Below are 20,164 nucleotides of genomic sequence, written 5' to 3'. Positions count from 1 at the left end.
ATACTGATACTAATGGAGAGGTGTTCATACAAATTTTAGTAAATCTTTACTGCGATTCTTAATTGCTCTAGTTGGAATTCCAACATTAATAGTCCATTCATTTATATCTTTACTTACTAATGAATGTGCACCTATAACGGCTCCTTCCTCAATTATTAGATTAGGAAATACAATAGTACCTGCACCTATTTTCACAAATCGTTTTATTACAACAAGACCTCCATTGACATTTGTCTTATAATTTGGATGTATAGGGCCTATTAAATAGTTTCCTGAAAAATCATCCATCGCACTAAAAATTGTACAACGAGGTGAAAGGCCTGTATAATCTTCCATAATAACACCCATTGCGCCATAAATTGCAGAATGTGCTGAAATATGAATATGAGATCCTAAAGTTATATTACCACTCAAAATACAAAAATCATCAATTCGTACATTATCTCCAATCCTAATCATATTGGGTGAATAAAGACTACATTTTTTACTTATTAATACATCCATTCCAACTCTTTTCAAATTCAATTGCAAGAGTTCTGATTCAGAATAGAATGAATTCATCACTTTATTATTGAGATTATTTTATGTAAATCTTCTTTTGATAGTGAAGCATGCATTGGCAAGCAAATAACTTTATCAGCTGCACTATTAGCAACAGACAGATTTTCTTTGCTTGCAGATGATAATCCTTTATATGGTAAAAAGTTGCTGATAAGTGGATAAAAATATCTCCGACTCAGTACCCCGCTTTCTTTCAATTTAAAATAGAGTTCATCACGTGTCAAGCCATAAACTTCGGCATCAACAAAAATTGGAAAGTAAGCATAGTTGTGGATAACATTTGTTATATTATCGATATAGGTAATTCCTTCAACATCTCTCAATATCTTTTTATACTCTTCTGCAACCCATTTACGATGTTCTATTGCATTATCTATTTTAGTTAAAGATAGTAGTCCAAATGCTGATTGGACTTCATTCAATTTTGCATTTATACCCGTTGCTACAACTGTTGCTTCATCACGAAATCCAAAGTTTTTTAAATCATCAATATGTCTTTTCATCTTTTCATCATGACAAATTATAGCACCACCTTCAATTGTAGAAAATATTTTTGTAGCATGAAAACTTAGAATTGACAAATCCCCAAAATTCAGTATAGAATTTCCATTTAATTTTACACCAAAAGCATGCGCAGCATCATAAATAACTTTCAAATTATAAGCATCGGCAATTTCTTGTATTTGCTCTACTTTGCATGGTGTACCATAAACATGAACAGGCATAATAGCCGTAGTTTGAGGAGTAATTGCCGCTACAATTCTTTTCGGATCCATGTTAAGAGATTGAGGCTCCACGTCTACAAATACTGGCTTAATTCTATTCCAGCATAACGAATGTGTTGTTGCAACAAAACTGTATGGTGTAGTTATGACCTCTCCTGTAACACGAAGAGCTTGTAGGGCTGTTATTAAAGCCAAAGTACCATTAGCAAATAACGAAATGTATTTCACCCCTAAGTATTCGCAAAGTGCTTTTTCTAATTGCTGATGATAATATCCGTTGTTAGTTAGCCAATTTCGTTTCCAAATATCTTCCAAATATGGAATAAACTCTTCCAATGGTGGTAGCAATGGAGAAGTAACAGTAATAGGTTTTGCAATAAAGGCATCTGTAAAATTTTCAATTGATTTCATAGTCAACAATTTCACTTTTATTGTAACATACTAAAAACATGAGATAATTCTTTCGATTTAAACAACAATGAAATAGTTATATAACAAGATATTCCAATAACGACACCTACTGATAATTTAATTATATTGCTCGAAAATAATTGAGTTGATAAAAACATTACTCCCCCAATTATAATAGATATTAATAACAATGGCATCAAATCTCTCATCTGAATAAAGAATCCCAACTTAATTACTTTACCAGTATAATAGGTATTTACAACTAATGCCAATACAGATGAAACAACAATTCCCCAACACATAGCAATAACGCCAATTGGAATTGTAACGATTAATATCAAAACAGCAATAATTTTTTTTATTATCTCTAATCTTAAAAAAAGGTCAGAACGTCCCTTAACTTGAAGTAAATTTAAATTAATTGAGTGTACTGGATACCACATCATTGAAAAACAAAGTATTTGCAATAATGGTATAACTGATTCCCATTCTGAGTTTAATAAAAGAAGAATGAGAGGACGTGCTACTGCGGCTAACCCTATCATTAAAGGGAATACAACGAATGCGGATAACTTTAAATACTTCCTATAAACGATTCGCAAACGTTCATCATCATGCTGAATACCACTCAAAATTGGGAATGTCACTCTACCTACGATTCCGGATATATTAGAAGAAGGAAATTGAGCAAACTGATCTGCTCGTGTATAAAAACCAAGTTCTTGGGCTGCAAATCGTTTCCCGATAACAATCGTGTACACATTACGATAGATAGTATCTAATAGGCCGGATACCAAAAGTCGTGATCCGTAACTAAATAACTCTACAAAAGATTTAGTTGAAAATACTAGAGAAGGCCTCCATTTTGTAAAAAACCACAATAACAAACTGTTTATAAACACATTTAAAACATACTGTAGAACAAGCGACCATACCCCATAACTATTATAAGCCATCCACACCCCAACACTACCTGAAATAATAACCGCAATAACTGATGCTTTAGCTTGTGTCTTAAAATCAACGAAGGCAGACAAATGTGCTCGTTGGACAACCGTAAGAGAGTTAAGTAATAATGTAATCGCTATAAATCGAGTAATAGGAATTAAAATCGGAGTATTGTAAAACAAGGCAATAAGCGGTGCGGTAAAAAATAAAATACTATAAAACACCAATCCTACTATTATATTGAAATAAAACACAGTTGAATAGTCTGTTTGTGTCCGATCTATCTTACGAATCAAAGCATTTGAAAATCCGCTATCAATAAATGATTGAGATATTGCCAAAAAAATTGACAACATGCCAATAATTCCAAAATCAGACGGAGTAAGCAGTCGAGCCAAAATAATACCAATTACAAATTGAATTCCTTGGATTGAGAAACGTTCCAAACTGCTCCAGAATAATCCATTTATGGTTTTTTCTTTTAGTGAATCTGCCATGGGGTACCTAGTCTACGACTTTGAATTATTATTTACCTATCTAATAAGATGCAATTAACTTTCACTTCTGATTTTTTAATCATAGAATTCTTCTGCAGCCCAAAACCTCCCGCCTTAGCACAGCAAAGCCCCGTCACTCCCATGACATTTTGTAGTAATTATCTAAAAAACTGCAACTTGTTTTTGGTAAACTAGGCGTTGCTGCTGGCCTGTTAGCCTCTGCTATTCGGATAGGAAACTCGGCATTGTTAGGAAAAACGGATGCCTTTTCGTTGCGTCGAGTAGCCAATCCAAAAAGTCTAACAGCATTAAAAACAGGAGGTGTTTGTTAATTGTTCATTTGATCAGCTAATATTTTCACATCGATATTTTATTTCTTATTTGGATACAAAGAGGAGCGGCTCAGCACAGAGGCTCAGAGATACCGAGGCGCACCGAGATGAACGAAAAAACGCGCCAACTTCCACGCAATAAAGGGATCTGGGTAAAACGCAACCAACAGAGTACCCTCCGTGCCCTCCAACCAAATCGGCAATTCGTCACCTCGTAAAGCGCCAAGCACGCAAGTGCATCACTGTGCCTCCGTATCTATGTGTTAATACTTTAATGTATACAAGCATAACATGGCCGAATGTCTATGGGTAGGAATGAACGAAAAAGGGGCCACCTCGCATTGAGGTGACCCCTTCGTATGATTCAAAATAATGGTGTTCGGGTAAGGAACTGACTACTTCTTATCGTCGGAGTCGTCCTTCTTCTTTTTTCGGGGAGCACGCTTGATGTCGCTGGTGCGCTTGCCACCAACCTTTTCGTACTCGATGCTGTCTCTACCGTACCTTACGCTAGTAGAAGAAAGTAGCTTAGTACAAAATGACTCCATCTCCTTTTCGATCTTCTCGAAAGCGTCCTGCTTCTCATCGGCAATCTATAGAGTGGTGTTGTAATCCTTAAGGCTACTATCGCCGGTGGTTACCAGCTTTTCCGCATTCTCAACGGTAATTCCGTTTCCAAGATCGAGCTTAGGGTCGATAGTAACCATCCCCGAAAGCTTCTGTTTTAGTTCGTCTAAAACATCTGATGTCCTTTTAACACGTGCCATAAGCACCTCCTTTAAAAATTATTATGTAACATAGTTTACTTGGTAATGCATCAAACGAATGGAAGGAAATCATACATACATTGACTACAGAATTGATTACCTAACAGATTTCGATTGAATAATTACCGCCTTAAAATTAGTATTTGTGCTCAACTGCACAAATAGGTGTGCAATTTTTTTCACATGCATAGATAACTCTTCCCCACGCGTGGATAACTCTTCCCCACGCATGGATAACTCTTTCCCACGCGTGGATAACTCTTTCCCATGCATAGGGAACTCTTATCCTCGCATAGAAAAGGCGATACGAGAAGTGTTGTAAAGATGGGATTGAAGGATTCCTTTCTTATCGGGAATTTCTGGTTTTGGCATTAGCAGAGGAACCGCTCCCAATAAGCTTGTGCTGCCTTTCGACAAGTTCCTGCATGCTTTCTACTTTTTGGCATAGGGCATCCCACAGCAGCAGGTCGGCCTGCTCGGAGGGCTTAAGCCTTTTCAAAGCCTCAACGCACTTTTTGCTGTGCTCCAACAGGACATCCGATTGGTATTGCAGCTGCGTAAAGGAGACTCCCCTCGAGCTGTAATCGGTTTTGAGCTGCTGCAGCTGCTCGTACATCTCTACGCTTGTCTGATAGTCCTTTTCCTGATCGCAAAAGGCATAGAGCCATATTTCGTGAAGGGTTCTCCTCTCGTTTTCGAGCGCAAAGGCGTACTCCTTCTCTAGGAATTGGTAGTAGCGAGCGGACGACTCGTTGCGAATGCCGCCCCACCTCATTCGGCGCATTGCATTGGCATACATCCTTGGCTCGGGTAGAATCTGGTAGTCACTAATGGTATCGCTGTAGTTAAATAGGTAGTCGGCATCCTTAACGACCTTCTGACCGTAGAACTCTGCCGCCATTACGGGCTGGTACAGCAGCTGCCACATGGGGTCGAAGGGCATGTGGGTTTTGATGAAATCGGCAGGCTCGCGCATGAAGTACTCGTACGAGAGGCGCTTAACCAGCTCGCCCCCCTGCCAGGTGCTTGCCCCCCAGGTGGGATCGAAGAGCTTCCACTGCCCGTTGCTTAGGCGAACGGCAACCCATGCGTGGCTCTGATCGACAATGCCCCCATCCTGCTTGGTATATCCCGACACGTAGTACGCCTTGATGTCGAGCTGCCTACAGATGCCAATAAACAGATCGGCATAACCCGAGCAGATTGCCTTCCGCTTTGCGAGCGTAACCCTAACGGCAGAATCGCCACGGTAGCTAATGGGATTTGCCATGCGCTCCACATCGTACTCGATATTGCTGCAGATCCATCCGTAGGCAGCCCGCAGCCGATCGGATTCGCGGCTAAATGAACCGGCAATTTGCGCCGACAACGAGTCTACATTACCCGTATTAGCCGCTAATGCGGAGTGCACAAAGCGATCAACCTTTCGGTAGCTTTGCGCAAAACCCGAAAGGCTTACAAGAACAATCGCTAATATGGCAGCAGTAAAACGCATTGCTCAAATATAGTATACCCCGCATCTAAAAACCGCAAAAGCGGGAAGAATACCTTCTTCCCGCCATCTTTTTATGCGTAAACCGCAGCATTGCTGCTATCGGATATGCTAGTAAACCGTATTCTGAGGATCGAAGTTGGTCCAACCCTTCATCCAGTTGTCGGCATCGGAATCGCTCTTGAATGCTCCGATAAAGTCAACCTTATCGAACCAAGCATCCTGAAGAAGAGCGTTGGTAAACAGGTTGCTCTTACCTACTAGCGGACTTCCTGCTGATGGACCATAGTTAGGACTAGCAACGGTGCTGTTTGGCTGCTTCAGCTTAAGGTCGGCAATTGCTGCAAGGTTGGTATTGTTACCGCCTGTACGCGAGAAGTAGCCGTTAGAGAACGATGGCTTTGTTGCATCTAGGTTAGTTCCATCAGTTGAAAGTTGATCCAACCACGTTTTATTCTTATCGCTTCCTAGAGCTGTCATGCCAGCAAAGAATACGTTTTGAACGGTAAGCTTTCCGGCGGTGGCAGCGGCCTGAGTTGCGCTACCCTTATCGTTTTCGATCATAATACCTACAGGATATCCTGTTGCAACTGTATTGAAAACATTCAGATGAGAGTTCCTACGGATTTGGAACGCGGCTTGGAACTGTCCGAGGCGAGAACCATTATTAGGATTTAGGTTTGCACCATTGATGTAGGTGGTGTTATTGGCAAACTGCGCATCCTGCCCGATTGGGCCAATAAACGTTACGTTGCTAAATACGGCAGAGGTAAATGGCTCGGCAGTGCTTCCGCTAGCGTTGTTGTCCGATTCGAATCCATTAGAAACCGATTGGTCGGCAATCTTAGGGTTACGAACGCCAAGAAGGTACTGCATCTTTCCAGAGAAGCCGTTATCGGTATCGAAGTCATCATCCCAACCATGGTAGGCAACAAGATTCTTGCAGTTTACAGCTCCACCAAACCACTCGAAAGAGTCGTCGTTGCTGTACGACACCTGAACGTGGTCGATGGTAGTACCTCTACCAACCGAACCCATTGTAAGGCCGTTGATCTCCTGGTCGGTTGCAAATGGATAACCGCCAAACTCGATGCGTACGTAACGAATTTTCCCCGAGTTATCGTTATCATCGGTACCGCCATGCTGAGTGCGCAAACCACCTTCGATGGTCATCTGCCCAAGGTTGTTCTTTGCCTTACCGCAGATTACCAATCCGCCCCAGTCGCCAGGCTTACGGCTACCCGGTGCCTGAGCCGAGGTAAATACGATTGGCTGAGCTTGTGTGCCTTCGGCAAAGATCTTTGCGCCTGGCTCCACAATTAGGGTTGCCTTGGTTGCCTTGTCGCCCTTTACTACGGTACCAGGTTCGATATAGAGCTCAGAGCCGCTGGTTACGTAAACCCATCCCTTTAGCGAGTAAACACCCTTCTTGATTACATACTTTCCCTTTACCTCGAAGGCATCGGAACCATCGCCAATGGTAGTACCACTCCAGGCAACAGCGTCGCCGGGTACCGAAGGGTTGGCGGGTGTCGAATCGTCGTCCTTGCTACAGCTGGTTCCAACTGCAAGCATCGCCATCATTGTTGCAACCACTAGGTTAATCCTTGTAAGCATTCTTTTCATTGCTTTCGGTTTTAAATTTGGTATTGTTGTTTTTTACTAGATACTAGATTATAGACTTTAGATGTTAGACATCTATTCACTACTCACTACTCACTACTCACTATTCCCTCCCTACAGTTTAATGCCTAACGAGAGCGAGTAGCTACGTCCGGGGTTATAGCGCTGCTTGGTTTGGTTTCGGGTTTGCGATGCACCGCTGGCATCGGTAAACTTGGCCTGCTGCTCCAGCACCACATCCTCGTTTAGCAGGTTCTTAGCGGCACCGCTAAGGGTGATGTACTTGCTGAGCGCTACGTTGAAGGTGAGGTCAACTAGGTTACGGGGACGCTCGTAGATGTCTGGAACCGAGATGTTCGGATTGCCGGCTACACGACGCCCAACCCCCACAATACGCTCGCCAATGACGTTGTACAGCAATCCGCAGGTAAGCTTGTAGCGGTCGTTTTGGTAGAATAGCCCCGTGTTGATGAGGTATGGCGACTGCCCCTGCATTGGGCGGCTATGCTCTAGCGTGTTGCCCGCATCGAACTTTACGCGGCTGTGGATGTAGGCAGCGTTTACCGATAGCGAGAAGCTCTTGAGCCCAACAAAGCCTAAATCCTTCTTCATGTCAACCTCGGCGCCAATGTTGGTAGCCGATTTGGCGTTGGTGTACGAGTAGGTGTAGCCCCCCGCATTCTCGAAGTAGGTTGACTCGATGGGGTCCGTAAAGTTCTTGTAGAATAGCGCCACGGTCATCATCTCGCCCTGCGAGGGGTAGAGCTCGTAGCGGAGGTCGATATTTTGGATGTACGATGTCTTAAGATCCTCGTTCCCCTTCACGAAGCTGAACAACTCGAAATCGTAGTAGGTGGAGGGCGACAGCTCGCGGAACTCGGGGCGGTTTACCGTTGCCCCGTAGGCCAGCCTCACCAGCTGCTTGCTGCTGATGCTGTAGGTGGTGTTCAACGATGGAAAGAGGTCCGACTGCGTGTAACTGGTCTTCTTGGTGCTAAAGTCGGTGGGATCCATGGATACGTACTTGGTGAGGCTCATCTTATTGTTCTCGAAGCGAACGCCCCCGTAGATGTTTAGCTTGCTAATCGGGATGCTGATGCCGAGGTAACCAGCGCCAAGGGTGTTATCGGCCTTATAGCTGTCGGTATTACGGGTATCCTCGTAGGCGTAGAGGCCGTTGGTGCCAAGATTGCTGGCGCTAAACACCTCCTCGTTGGACTGGTACTTGAGAGCAGAGTTAGCCGGCGTCTCATTAAGGATGTAGTAAAACGATCGGGTATCGTAGTCGCGGTTCTTGTACTCGCCGTACAGCCCAACCTTAAGCGTCGGAAGAATGCTGCCGAAGCGCGTAATCCGGTACTGGTAGTTGGCTGCCCCCGAGTAAACGTTCTCGTTAAGGTCGACAAATAGCCGCTTGGTATCGTTGAAGTCGATCTCTAGGGGATCGTTGGGGTTGTTGATATTACGGTCGCGCGAGATGGTTCTTCTATCGGGCTGATTCTTGTTGGAGAGCGAGTAGCCTAGGCTCCAATCGAGTTTCCCCTTCTCATCCAGGTTATGGTTGCCCGAAAGCTGTCCCGAGTAGGTAAGGCGGCTGGAGTAGAGGAACTCCTGCTTCTCCTGGTAGTACCCGCTGTTTAGCTGGTCGCCTACGCGCTCGGTAAGGCGGTTGCGCCCCTGCTGGTTTACCACGTTGCGCAGCTGCAGCGACGACTTGCTGCTAAGCGCGTAGCTGAGGTTGAGCATGGCCCCCACCTTGCTCTCGGCGTTGTACTGGTTATCGGTGTACCTGAAGAAGTAGTTGGGGCGGTCGTTAACGATATCGTACGAGCCAATAAGGGCATTCTCCATGTTGTGCAGCGCCTTGTAGGTGTTGCTGTAGTTAGCCGCAAGCGAGAGGTTGATGCTTCGGTCTTCGCCCACGTTAATCTTGCGGTTGAGCATCAGCGAGAGGCGCTGCTCGGGGCGCGAGAACGACTTGTGGCTGCTGATGCCCCAGTCGTTGTTAAAGCCGGTACGGGTAACGTCGTTTATCTGCGCGCTGTTGCTGGCGAGGTCGTTGTTTAGGCGGAAGGGCACACGGCTGCCGAGGGCACGGGTGCCACCATCGAAGCCCAGCAGATCGAACTTGCCGGTGGGTGCCATCCTAAAGCCCTTGAATTGCGTTTGGTCGTTGATGCCGGCGCCGAAGCTCAGCTCGGCCGAGTTGCTCTCGGTGGCATCCTTGGTGCTGATCTGCACAAACCCGCCCGAGAAGTCGGCGGGGAGCTCGGGTGCAGGCGACTTCACCACGGTGATATTGTCGAGCTGCGAGCTGGGGATCATATCGAACGAGAAGGCGCGAGAGTCCGCCTCGGAGCTGGGCACCGCGGCGCCGTTCATCCACACGTTGTTGTAGCGCTGCGCTAGGCCGCGGATGACAATGAACTTGCCATCGACCACCGATATCCCCGGAATGCGGCGAACCACCTCCGAGGCATCCCTATCCTGGGTCTTGGCAATCTGCTGGCTCGATACGCCGCTTACCACCAGCGCCGAACTCTTCAGGCTGGTAATCATCGCCAGCTCGGTGTTGGCCTTACGCTTGCTGCGCACCACCACGTCGGCCAGCTTCTTGGCCTCGGGCTCCAGCGCCAGAGTTAGCGCCACGCTCTTGCCCGCCTCTACGGTAATCTTTTCGGTTTCGGTCCTATTGTAGGAGATGTAGCTTACCACCAAAACGTATGTTCCGGGCGCTACCGTAATTTCGAATTCGCCGTTGGCGTTGGTCGATGCCCCCTTGGGCAGCCCCTTAACGGCCACGTTGGCGCCGATCAGCGGCTCGGAGGTGGTCCTATCGCGTACCACGCCCCTCATCGTTCCCCGGCCACCCTGCTGCGAGTAGCCATTCGTCGAGATAAGAGCAATCAGAAATAATAGAGTAATTCGCAGATCCAAACTTTTCATGTAAAAGCCTCTTTAGTGATGTTTGTTTACACCACAAAAAAACGGCTCTACCGCAAGCTGAAGCTTAAGCCCCATTTATCGAATAGCTAATTATGGCAGGCTCCAGCTATCGTTTAGGTAACCTTGCCCCGCCCCCATTTGCCCAGCAGCGCCCCATCCATCGCCCACCAACGCCCATCAGGGCACCCAGAGGGGCGACCGCCGCAGCACCACGCGGCTCCAAGGTTTAGCGGCAGCTAAGCGATCCCCCATCGGCTTAACGTAGCCGTAACAGGCCGGTAACGCAGCCGAAATTAGAACCAGCGCCGCCCCAAAAAAGGGCGACCAACCGGCCTCCAGAACGAATATAATGCAGAATTAACCCTGCTAACATATTTAGCTAACACACGGCGGGTACCTTTGACCCATCGACTGAATAATTGAATCGGTTTACTTCGCTAAGCTCGAAATGATTATTTGATCAGAGATAATATGAGTTATTTTTCCTAGGCCTCAGCTGCGACAGCTCGGGCCTATCTTTTTGCCCCCCTGCGGGCGCTGCTTCCCCCAGCCAGCACTTCCACCACCCGAAATCCTGATGCGTACAACAACATATCGTGCGTTGGGAACACTGTTTCTAACGTTAAACTCATCGAGTTTGACGTTGAACTCGATAAGTTTGATGCTAAACTCTCCGAGTTGGACGTTGGACTCACCAAGTTTGATGCTAAACTCACCGAGCTGGACGTTGGACTCGACGAACTTGACGTTAAACTTGACGAGTTTGACGTTGGACTCGATGAGTTTGATGCTAAACCCACCGAGCTGGACGTTGGACTCGATGAGTTTGATGCTAAACCCACCGAACTTGACGTTAAACTCACCGAATTGAACGTTGGACTCGACGAGTTTCACGCCCAAAACCCCGTCAAGCGAAGATTTTTACTCAAGCCTAAATGCATAATCAGGGAGATTATTCACGGAGCTATGCCTACCCTATTTTCTCGGAAGCAGGAATTACGCCTGCCTTTTAGGTTAGGGCAGGCGGTAGCTATCGTGCTACAAATTTTCGGCTATGCTGCTCCGTCAGCCATGCTTGGGGCACTAGCCGCCTGGCACGCTATAAACGGAGAGCCTCACCCTTTGGACATCACCAAGGCTCACGAGACGTTACTGGTACACCCTGCTAATCCTCGATATGGAGTAGACAAGGAAGTAGCCGCCAGCCTTATTCGCCGGTTCGATGTTGGTGGGCAGCCGGCTTGGTATCACTAGCTGGTCGTACATGTTGTCCAGAAAAGGATCGCCATCCGTGTTATTATCAAAGGCGGTTAGAAACTTGTACTGATCCTCGGTAAAGTTAAAGGTTATAAAGGTTAGCCTATCGCCCTTAGCCACTGGCTCGCTATCAAGCGAAAAGTAGAGGTTATACGTTTCGCCTTCTTTATAATGCTTTGTAGGGGTCATGTGGCCACTTATTTCCCCAGACCCCAGCCTCTTGGAAAGCGGATAAAGCACCTTGTCGTTTACCATCATGTAACTAAATGTATAGTCGGGGCCATTAGCGGTACGTTGGTAGAATGGCCTATTGATTAAGGCATACCGATTATCTCCATTATACCCGTACTTTGATGACAGCGAGTCGAACTTAATGGCAACGGGTACTTTGCTTACAGAGGAAAAGGAGTCCATCTTTCCATCCTCGTCGACATCAACGCCGTTTATTGATAGGTAGTAGGTTTGGCCGCCTACCGCGTAGCATTTGGTGGGCGTTTGGTAAAGCCCGGGCGTATCCTTGCTTTCCACAAAGTATATGGTATCTACCTTGTTGGTAACGTACACCTTTGCCCCCGTAATAAAGGCTTGTTTTCTTCCAGAAACAATGCTGCCCGAGCGGGAGAGATAAAGCGAGTGAACAGTGGTGTCACTGGTAAACTCGCCCGATACTATTAGGCGCTTATCCGCTGAATTTAGCGTAACGGTCATGTCGTTTTCGCACGCTCCCATTGCCAGCGCAGCAAGCAAAATGGTGAGGCGGAGTGCTATCTTCTTACTAAACATACAATCGGTTTTCATTGGTAACTAAAAGATGATGCGGTAGGATACGGATGGCAGCAGGCCAAGCATATTTATCCCCTTTGCGGTGATGATGCTGGGATCGTCCTTCGACTGAACAAACTTAATGTACTGGATATTGCTGTGGTTGGTAAGGTTGATGATGGAAAAGTTCCACTCGCTGCGGTAGCGCCTCCCGGGCTTCTCCTTGTTCTTTAGGGTCATCGAAAGATCTATCCGCGAGTAGTAGGGTAGGCGATACTCGTTACGGTTGGAGTACTCCATAAACACCTTGTCGAACATCGTACCCATGTAGATGGGCACCGTTGTTACCTGGCCGCTTTGGTACCTGTAGTTTGCCGATATGGAGAGGCGCTTGGTAATGGGGATGTCAACAAAAAGGTTAACCGTATGCGGCTTATCGAACGGCGAGAGGTAGGTGCTGCCGCCGTTAATGTCGTCGATCTTGCGCTTGCTGCGCGCGTAGGCGTAGCTTACAAAGCCGTTAATCCGCTGGCCGCTCCACTTCAGCTCCGTTTCTACGCCGTACGAGTACCCCTTACCAACCCGCAGCTGCTCCTCGAAGTTGTACGAGGTTTTATCGGCACCCAGAATGGTACCCTTCGAGAGAACGGAGGCTCCATCCTTATAGTCGATAATGTTGTGCATATCCTTGTAGTACCCTTCTACGCAAGCCTCCAGCTTTCTATCGAACAGGTAGTGTACGTATCCACAGCTAAACTGCGAAGCGGTTTGCGGCTTGATGTTGTTATTGGAAGGAAACCAGATATCAAGTGGCCCGCCGCCGTTCGAGCGTACCAGCAGCTGCGATTGCTGCGTGGTATAGGAGTAGCTTGCCTTTATTGCCGAGTTGTTGGTTAGCCTGTAGTTGAGGCCAACCCGAGGCTCCACCGCAAAGCGGTTGGCATAGGTATGGTTCTTTGCCACGTAGAACGAATCTTTTAGCTGGTAGTTATCCAAGTTGTACACCCAGTGCCCGCCCAACACCTGGTACAGGCTGGCCCGTATGCCGTAGCGTACGGATAGCTTATCGGTAAGTTTTTGCTGATTCGAGATGTATACCGCATGATCGAGCACCCTCTTTTCGCTAACAATACGATTGCTAAACGACGATCGGCTGCTAATAGCATCTGTAGCATCCTTGGAGCCCTCCAATCTTCCCGGATAAAAGCAGTCGAAAGTTGATGACACCCCAAAGTCGATGGTGTTGCTATTATTTAGGAAGTAGTTGTACTCCGCCTTTAGCGTTGTTGCCCCAATTCCCGACTTCCATAGGTAGTCGGTGTCATCATCGCTGCCGGGGGTAGAAGTAAGCTTAAAATTGCTGTATATCAACGATACGTTGCTAAAGAGCTTTGGGTTGTAGATGTGATTCCACCTTAACGAGAGCGTGGTGTTTTGGTAGTTCATGCCCCCAAACTTGTCGCCACCAATGTACGACGAAATGTATAGGCGATCTTTGTTGCTCAGTATAGCGTTTACCTTACCGTTTAAATCGTAAAACGCCAAGTTCATATTGCGGTTAATCAGGTGGTATATAAAGCCCATATACGAGGCCTTGCCTGAGGCTATAAACGAAACCCGATCTTTTACAATAGGACCTTCGATGCTTAGGTCGGATGCTACAAATCCTACACCTGCCGATCCCGAGTAACCCTGCATATTCCCATCCCTAAGCCTAACATCTACCACCGACGATAGGCGCCCGCCATAGTTTGCTGGGATATCGCCTTTGTACACCTTGATATCCTTAACAGCATCGTTGTTAAACACCGAGTAAAAACCCATAAGGTGCGATATTTGGAAGATTGGGGCATCGTCGAGCAGGAATAGGTTTTGATCAATACTTCCTCCCCTAACGCTAATGCCGGTGCTCCGCTCGTTGGCCGCCTGTATGCCAGGCATTACCTGTATGGCGCGCATTACGTCGGCCTCGCCCAGTAAAACGGGTACCTTTTTAATGTCGCTGCTGCTGATCGACATTAGCCCCATCTGCGCCTTCGACAGATTTAGCTCCGACTTCGAGTTGGTAATGGTAACATCGCCTAGCTGAAAAGACATCTCCTGAAGGTTCATGGCAACCGTAGTATCTTTTTGTAGATCCACTTTAAGGCAGGTTCTGGCACTTCCAAGATGTTGAAACGAAATGTCATGAACCCCTTTGCTCAGCGATATGCTGAAATATCCAAAGGCATTAGTTACCGCCCCTGCCTTGGATGTGTTGTCGTAAACAACACATCCAATAAGCCTCTCGCTGTTTTTTGCATTGGAGACATACCCGCTAAGGTTGTACTTGGGGGCTGGACTCTTCTTCGCATAAAAAACAACTTGATTGCCCACCACCCTATACATCGTATTGTTGCCGTAAAGGAACTGGTCTATGACTACCTTCAACGGTTTATCTACAACGTTTATGGTTACTCGTTGAGGTAGCGAAACCAATTCGTCGCTGTACGAAAAACCAATACCCGTTTCGGTTGATATTTTGCGTAGCGCTTCTTTTAGCGGAACGTTGTGCACATTAATGGTAATGCGCTTATCAAGAATGCTGTTTGTATGCTGTGCGGGTAGCTTACTGGCAAATACCGTTAGCAGACATGTCAAAACAACATATCGAAAGAATCGTATCTTCATTTTAAGGAAATTAGAGTTGAAAAGGAGATCTCGAAATACCCGACAGCTACCGGTACGCAGGCAGGTATTAAGATTCCTTGTGCCTTTTTATTTAATGTAGTATGTTCCGTTTTGCAGCGAAACCTGAACATTGGCCGAAAGCGATATGGTTTGCATAATCTCGGCTAATGGACGTTTATCGAAATTCGCAGTTAGTATTCGTTGCTTAATATTAGGCGATTCGAGCTTATAGCTGAAATGGTATGCTTCGGCAAGCGTATTAAGAACCCTCGAAAGTGGTTGCCTGTCGAAGTAGAACTCAAGGGTCTTCCATGCTATGAAGTTGGAGTTGTCGTTCTTCATTTTGACAACACTCCCGGTTTGCCTATCGAATGTTCCCTTTTGGTTTGGCGTTAGCAGAACCTGCCTGTTGGCTGTCGAGCCAAAGCCTACCTTACCCTCCGTGACGGTAACAACGACAAGTTTCTCGGAAGAGTACGAGCGAACGTTAAACTTGGTACCCAACACTCGGGTTCTTGTTTTTGCTGTGTGAACCACAAATGGGTGGCTGGAGTCGTGAGCAACCTCAAAGTACCCCTCGCCATCGAGGTATATGTTACGTGTACTGGTAAACTTCTTTGGATACTTGATGGACGAATGAGCGTTTAGCCAGATATGGCTACCATCCGATAGAACAACATTTATGGCTGACATGTCTGCTCTTAGCTCTGCCATAGCAGCGGGGGCTTGCTTTCTATGCAGGTCATTCATAAGCCACCAGCTTGTAAGGCCCACAAGTAAAACAGCCGCAACCTTCCACCATACGCTTGGTAGTAGGCGTGCTTTGGGTTTAATCGCAGCCTTTTCGGTAACCTTCTTTAGGGCTGCTTTGGTATCGGGAACAAACTCGATGGGTAGCGAGCCGTAAGCTTGGTAGTAGCGTTGCAGCTGTTCGAGTATCATCCCGTTCTCCTCTGCGCTAGCAAGCCATTCGTTTACCTTTTGGGTTTCGATGGCATCCGCTTGGTTGGTAAATTGTTTTTCGAGTAGCGTCCAAGGTATATCGTGTTCCATAGTAAATGTCGATTTTCTATGGGTATGACACATCTCGAAAGCAATACCCTCAAATGCCTGCTAAAAAAATGCAATAATACTCGAAAGGTATGGCGACAACTTTGCTCGGAGCTTCTTTAGCGCTATGCCCATTTGGTTTTCGACGGTTTTGGGAGAGATATTGAGCTGTTGGGCTATCTCGTTGTAGGTAAGGTTTTGGTTTCGGCTAAGATCAAAGATTGTTCGGCACTGCTCGGGTAGCTCGGCAACGGCCGTATCTATAAGATGGCTTAACTCCTCTCGCTCGCAGAAATTAATGATATGCCCAACCTTTGATGCCTGTTCTTGGGCAAACTCATCCTCGTGATGTAAGCGAGTTTTTGAGTTGCGGATATGGTTTAGTGCCCTGTTTTTTACCGAAGTGTAGAGGAAAGAGCGAATAGAGGTGTTAATGGTTAACCTATCTCGTTGCTCCCACAGGTTGATAAATACCTCCTGAACGATTTCCTCCGAGGTATCATTATCTTTTAGGTAGGTATATGCAAAACGACAAAGGTTCACGTAGTAATCAGCAAAAAGCTGATTGAATAGCCGCTGGTTGCCATGTTGAAGTTCCCTGCAAAAATGATTAAGCGTATCGTTCATTATAATTGTTACCGTTAAATTTTATAGGATTCTTTGCATAAACGCCAGTGAACGGCATTTTAGTATGCGAAGCAATTATCCACTCTTCCCATCAAAAGCACTACCATTGGTTTAAAAGATATCCAGCTTCTGCAGCCGCATCTTAATGGCGCCCTTGCTACGGTCGAAAAAGTCGGAGATTTCGGTAATGCTCCACCCCCTATCGTAGAGTTCCACCAGCTTGCGATCGTCATCGGGCTTCCAGCCCTTATGCGATGCGGCGGGTTTGGGAATAGCCACAGGTTCAATAGCCTTCTCCATCTTGGCGCGCGAGGCCACCGCCCGCACGCTGCCCGTTTGCGAGATGGCGTAGTCCACCAGCCGTAGCTCTACCGGAAGGTTCAGCCTTTTGCGGGCACGGGTTGCCGCCACGTAGAGCAGGTTTACCTCCTCGTTGAGTTCATCGGCCCGTGCCGGGTTGATGGCAAACTCGCGGCGCAGCTTCTCCTCGGTAAAGAAGTCGTTGGCCAGCGTCACCTCGTCGTACTCCATGCCCTTACATCGATGAACTGTTGAGAAGACGATATCTGCCTTTGCCTTATCCTTATCCTCGGTGTGGCTCTGCTTTATCTTGTTGATGAGCGACGGCAGCTCGGGTCCGTACTTCTTCACCATCTCCAGCATCGACTTCAGCTGCACGTCGTCGGTTTCCTCCACATACTCCTCAAACTCGTAGATGTCGCCAAACGATCCGATGAGCCCATCACGCACCTTATCCTTTGCGCCACGCTGCAGGTAGATGATGTCGAGCAGCGACGTTCCCTCGTCGCCGTAAGTGTACGAGCTGATGTTACCCTCGAAGTAGATGCTGCCCACCTTTTTCTTGTCTATGAGCAGTTCGATGGCCTTATCGAGCAGGCTGATGTTGGTACGTGCCACAAACGCCCTCGAATGGATAGTCCCCGAGGCATCGCCCATCCCGCTAATGTACGGAGGCACAAACGAAGAATTGAGATTCCCCTTCAGCTGCAGGATGTTCTGCGCCAGCGCGGCCACATCGCCATTAAAGCGAAAACTGGTAGAAAGGTTCTGCGACTTAAAGCCAACTGACTCCAACGAGTTAATGGCGTAACGCCAGCCGTAAATCTGCTGGTGCGTATCTCCTACTATGAGCTTTGTGCCTCTTTGCTTCAGAAAGACATCGAGCATGGCCGCCGAGGCATCCTGACCCTCATCGAAGAGCAGATGGCTGTATGGAAGTGTTGGATTGGATAGCTGAAACTTTTTTAGGTAAAAGTCGTGCGTGATCTCCAGTTCGCCGCTGTCCATCTTAGCCAAGAAAACGCGGGTAAGGTACTCGATGGTGTCGTAGTTGGCCTGTACGAACTGGCGTGCCCCATCATCCTTTACAGCATCGAGGTAGTTTAGCTCCTGCACCTTTCGGCTTGGACTATTGCAGAAGTAAGCGGCAAAGCGGTTAACGTGGTTAGCCATGGTAAGGGCATGCACCAAATCCATGTTCCTACCTAGGCTAAGAATGCGCACCAGTTCGTGCGTTTGGTAGCCAAATCGAACACGGTAGCCCGAACCCATCACCACATGCTTAAAGGCCAGCGAGTGCGCCGTCTCTACCCTCACATTCGATAGTCCGGCACGAGCAAACTTCTGCTCGGCCTCCAGCTTCACCGACTTGTTAAAGGCAATGTAGAGTAGTCCTCGGGCATCTTGCCGCTGACGGGCATACTCGATAATGGTGGTAGTTTTCCCCGAACCGGCAACAGCATTAACCTTCACATCGGCACTCTCGTGCACAATGGTAGCCTGCTCGTTGGTGAGCTTCATCATCACTCGCTAATGGATTTGGTTGGCGGCAAAGATAGAAAAATAGGGAGTAGGGAGTGGTAAGGAGGGATCAGAAAGGCGTTATAAACTATTCCTTATTTCTTCAGACTTAAAGAATCATTCCCTCCTCCTTAATCTAAGCAAGACTAGCGACCAGCGTTGTGCATGTTCTTCAACTCCCTCTTCTTCCGATTAATTCCCGCTTAACTTCTATCAGCAGTATTAACTTCATCTAAAACCCACCCCTGCCCCTCCCAAGAGGGGATAAACAGCCTTGATTATACTGAGTCATTTATTCTAATATCATGTATCCTCCCATTTAACTTCTGTATAACTTCCGCTTATTCCCTTTAACTTCTCTCATAAAAAAAGAGGCACACCATTACGGCTAGCCCCTTTGCATTAACAAACATGTCTATTCATTATGATAATACTCGTTTTACAGTAACTCCAATATCGGCGGGCGACTCTACCACATGAACGCCGCACTCGCGAAGCACCTGCATCTTGGCTGCAGCAGTATCCTCTTCGCCACCAATAATTGCGCCTGCATGCCCCATCCGTCGTCCCTTGGGGGCGGTTTGCCCTGCTATGAATCCTACCACAGGCTTTGTGCCATGATCCTTTATCCAGCGGGCGGCATCGGGCTCCATGGTTCCACCTATCTCGCCAATCATAACGATAGCATCGGTTTCGGGATCGTCCATAAGCATCTTCACAGCATCAAGCGTAGAGGTTCCTATGATGGGATCGCCTCCAATACCAATGCAGGTGGATTGCCCCAAGCCAACCTCCGTCAGCTGGTAAACGGCCTCGTAGGTAAGCGTGCCGGATTTGGAGATGATGCCGACCCTACCCTTTTGGTGGATAAACCCTGGCATAATCCCCACCTTGCACTCACCCGGGGTGATAACGCCCGGACAGTTTGGTCCAACCAGCCGAGTATCCTTATCCTTAAGGATAGCCTTTACCTTAACCATGTCCTGTATAGGAATGCCTTCGGTAATGCAAACCACCAGCCTAACGCCTGCATCGGCAGCCTCCATTATTGCATCGGCAGCAAAGGGTGCTCGTACAAATATCACCGACACATCGGCGCCCGTTGCCTTAACGGCATCCTCAACGGTATTAAACACCGGACGATCCAAGCACGTAGTGCCACCCTTGCCGGGAGTAACACCTGCAACCACGTTGGTTCCGTACTCAACCATCTGCGCCGTATGAAAGGTGCCCTCGCTACCGGTAATTCCTTGCACAACAATCCTCGAATGCCTATCTACTAGTACGCTCATGTGATTTTCGTTTCCTTAATAACCTAACAAGAGCTAAAAGGTTGAATCTTGGAGAGGAGTTTTTTTCAAGAAGAAGTTAGACGACAGTGGCTTCTTATCTTTTGCCTTGGTTATATAGAAAGTACTCCCCTCCTTTTCAAGGAGGGGTCGGCGCAGCCGGGGGTGGTTGTAAGCGAATAATGCATTACTTCTGAACCAAAACCACCCCACCCCCCGCTTCTCGGGATTTCCGCTTCGCTACACCCTTCGGGCACCCCTCCTTAAAAGGAGGGGAATCGCTCGATGGATAGATGGTGCAAATTATGTAAGAACGGTCATAGTGGTCCACCCTACACCCCTACTCCCTATTTTCACTATCTTTGCGCTACAATTCTTTAGAAGAT

Annotated in this window: 15 protein-coding genes; 1 reads left to right on the top strand and 14 read right to left on the bottom strand. The window is 47.1% G+C overall.

Annotated features, from left to right (window positions below; genetic code table 11):
- Positions 1–24: 24 nt before the first annotated feature.
- The 8 genes from ACHZA1_RS16150 to ACHZA1_RS16115 form a co-directional block, all read right to left on the bottom strand.
- A complete protein-coding gene (locus ACHZA1_RS16150) occupies positions 25–561 on the bottom strand; it encodes an acyltransferase (RefSeq protein WP_320052895.1) in 537 nt (178 codons plus the stop codon).
- Positions 561–1,697, bottom strand: coding sequence for a DegT/DnrJ/EryC1/StrS family aminotransferase (locus ACHZA1_RS16145; protein ID WP_320052894.1), 1,137 nt, complete (start codon positions 1,695–1,697; stop codon positions 561–563). Before ACHZA1_RS16145 ends, ACHZA1_RS16150 begins: the two co-directional genes overlap by 1 nt.
- 17 nt (positions 1,698–1,714) lie before the next feature.
- A complete protein-coding gene (locus ACHZA1_RS16140; protein WP_320052893.1) occupies positions 1,715–3,142 on the bottom strand; it encodes a lipopolysaccharide biosynthesis protein in 1,428 nt (475 codons plus the stop codon).
- 727 nt (positions 3,143–3,869) lie between these two features.
- Positions 3,870–4,022 (bottom strand): hypothetical protein, encoded by a 153-nt coding sequence (locus tag ACHZA1_RS16135; RefSeq protein ID WP_320052892.1) that lies wholly within the window; start codon positions 4,020–4,022, stop codon positions 3,870–3,872.
- A 45-nt stretch (positions 4,023–4,067) separates the two neighbouring features.
- Positions 4,068–4,241, bottom strand: a complete 174-nt coding sequence (locus ACHZA1_RS16130) for a hypothetical protein (protein WP_320052891.1) — start codon at positions 4,239–4,241, stop codon at positions 4,068–4,070.
- 346 nt (positions 4,242–4,587) lie between these two features.
- On the bottom strand, positions 4,588–5,736 hold the full coding sequence (locus ACHZA1_RS16125) for a transglutaminase domain-containing protein (protein WP_320052890.1): 1,149 nt from the start codon (positions 5,734–5,736) through the stop codon (positions 4,588–4,590).
- 108 nt (positions 5,737–5,844) lie between these two features.
- Positions 5,845–7,359, bottom strand: a complete 1,515-nt coding sequence (locus tag ACHZA1_RS16120; RefSeq protein WP_320052889.1) for a hypothetical protein — start codon at positions 7,357–7,359, stop codon at positions 5,845–5,847.
- 111 nt (positions 7,360–7,470) lie between these two features.
- Entirely contained in the window at positions 7,471–10,302 is a 2,832-nt protein-coding gene (locus ACHZA1_RS16115) for a carboxypeptidase-like regulatory domain-containing protein (protein WP_320052888.1), read from the bottom strand.
- A 678-nt stretch (positions 10,303–10,980) separates the two neighbouring features.
- Here ACHZA1_RS16115 and ACHZA1_RS16110 point away from each other — a divergent pair.
- On the top strand, positions 10,981–11,556 hold the full coding sequence (locus ACHZA1_RS16110; protein WP_320052887.1) for a hypothetical protein: 576 nt from the start codon (positions 10,981–10,983) through the stop codon (positions 11,554–11,556).
- Here the strand turns inward: ACHZA1_RS16110 and ACHZA1_RS16105 are convergent.
- From ACHZA1_RS16105 to sucD, 6 genes are all read right to left on the bottom strand, one after another.
- A complete protein-coding gene (locus tag ACHZA1_RS16105; protein ID WP_320052886.1) occupies positions 11,452–12,342 on the bottom strand; it encodes a DUF4249 family protein in 891 nt (296 codons plus the stop codon). The two genes, ACHZA1_RS16110 and ACHZA1_RS16105, sit on opposite strands and share 105 nt — an antisense overlap.
- A gap of 21 nt (positions 12,343–12,363) precedes the next feature.
- Positions 12,364–14,991 carry a TonB-dependent receptor domain-containing protein gene (locus ACHZA1_RS16100; protein ID WP_320052885.1) on the bottom strand — a complete coding sequence of 876 codons (2,628 nt, stop codon included), beginning with the start codon at positions 14,989–14,991 and terminating at the stop codon, positions 12,364–12,366.
- 87 nt (positions 14,992–15,078) lie between these two features.
- Positions 15,079–16,044, bottom strand: coding sequence for a FecR domain-containing protein (locus ACHZA1_RS16095; RefSeq protein ID WP_320052884.1), 966 nt, complete (start codon positions 16,042–16,044; stop codon positions 15,079–15,081).
- Between the two features lie 60 nt (positions 16,045–16,104).
- The gene (locus tag ACHZA1_RS16090) at positions 16,105–16,668 is read right to left on the bottom strand and encodes an RNA polymerase sigma-70 factor (protein ID WP_320052883.1); all 564 of its coding nucleotides are present in this window, start codon (positions 16,666–16,668) and stop codon (positions 16,105–16,107) included.
- A gap of 111 nt (positions 16,669–16,779) precedes the next feature.
- Positions 16,780–18,492, bottom strand: a complete 1,713-nt coding sequence (locus ACHZA1_RS16085) for a 3'-5' exonuclease (RefSeq protein ID WP_320054925.1) — start codon at positions 18,490–18,492, stop codon at positions 16,780–16,782.
- Between the two features lie 419 nt (positions 18,493–18,911).
- The gene (gene sucD / locus ACHZA1_RS16080; protein WP_320052882.1) at positions 18,912–19,781 is read right to left on the bottom strand and encodes a succinate--CoA ligase subunit alpha; all 870 of its coding nucleotides are present in this window, start codon (positions 19,779–19,781) and stop codon (positions 18,912–18,914) included.
- Between the last annotated feature and the right edge of the window lie 383 nt (positions 19,782–20,164).

It is taken from the genome of uncultured Acetobacteroides sp. (genome assembly GCF_963667355.2).
In the GTDB taxonomy this organism is placed as follows: Bacteria; Bacteroidota; Bacteroidia; order Bacteroidales; family ZOR0009; genus Acetobacteroides.
The sequence above is the reverse complement of the archived record's forward strand: the minus strand, read 5'-3'. Positions and strand labels throughout refer to the sequence as shown.

Excerpts from the sequence above, each read along its gene's own strand:
- ACHZA1_RS16105 (WP_320052886.1), bottom strand. The coding sequence starts at position 12,342 with ATGTTTAGTAAGAAGATAGCACTCCGCCTCACCATTTTGCTTGCTGCG.
- ACHZA1_RS16085 (WP_320054925.1), bottom strand. The coding sequence starts at position 18,492 with ATGATGAAGCTCACCAACGAGCAGGCTACCATTGTGCACGAGAGTGCC.
- ACHZA1_RS16115 (WP_320052888.1), bottom strand. The coding sequence starts at position 10,302 with ATGAAAAGTTTGGATCTGCGAATTACTCTATTATTTCTGATTGCTCTT.
- ACHZA1_RS16130 (WP_320052891.1), bottom strand. The coding sequence starts at position 4,241 with ATGGCACGTGTTAAAAGGACATCAGATGTTTTAGACGAACTAAAACAG.
- ACHZA1_RS16095 (WP_320052884.1), bottom strand. The coding sequence starts at position 16,044 with ATGGAACACGATATACCTTGGACGCTACTCGAAAAACAATTTACCAAC.
- ACHZA1_RS16100 (WP_320052885.1), bottom strand. The coding sequence starts at position 14,991 with ATGAAGATACGATTCTTTCGATATGTTGTTTTGACATGTCTGCTAACG.
- ACHZA1_RS16090 (WP_320052883.1), bottom strand. The coding sequence starts at position 16,668 with ATGAACGATACGCTTAATCATTTTTGCAGGGAACTTCAACATGGCAAC.
- ACHZA1_RS16135 (WP_320052892.1), bottom strand. The coding sequence starts at position 4,022 with ATGGAGTCATTTTGTACTAAGCTACTTTCTTCTACTAGCGTAAGGTAC.
- ACHZA1_RS16125 (WP_320052890.1), bottom strand. The coding sequence starts at position 5,736 with ATGCGTTTTACTGCTGCCATATTAGCGATTGTTCTTGTAAGCCTTTCG.
- ACHZA1_RS16120 (WP_320052889.1), bottom strand. The coding sequence starts at position 7,359 with ATGAAAAGAATGCTTACAAGGATTAACCTAGTGGTTGCAACAATGATG.
- sucD (WP_320052882.1), bottom strand. The coding sequence starts at position 19,781 with ATGAGCGTACTAGTAGATAGGCATTCGAGGATTGTTGTGCAAGGAATT.
- ACHZA1_RS16150 (WP_320052895.1), bottom strand. The coding sequence starts at position 561 with ATGAATTCATTCTATTCTGAATCAGAACTCTTGCAATTGAATTTGAAA.
- ACHZA1_RS16145 (WP_320052894.1), bottom strand. The coding sequence starts at position 1,697 with ATGAAATCAATTGAAAATTTTACAGATGCCTTTATTGCAAAACCTATT.
- ACHZA1_RS16140 (WP_320052893.1), bottom strand. The coding sequence starts at position 3,142 with ATGGCAGATTCACTAAAAGAAAAAACCATAAATGGATTATTCTGGAGC.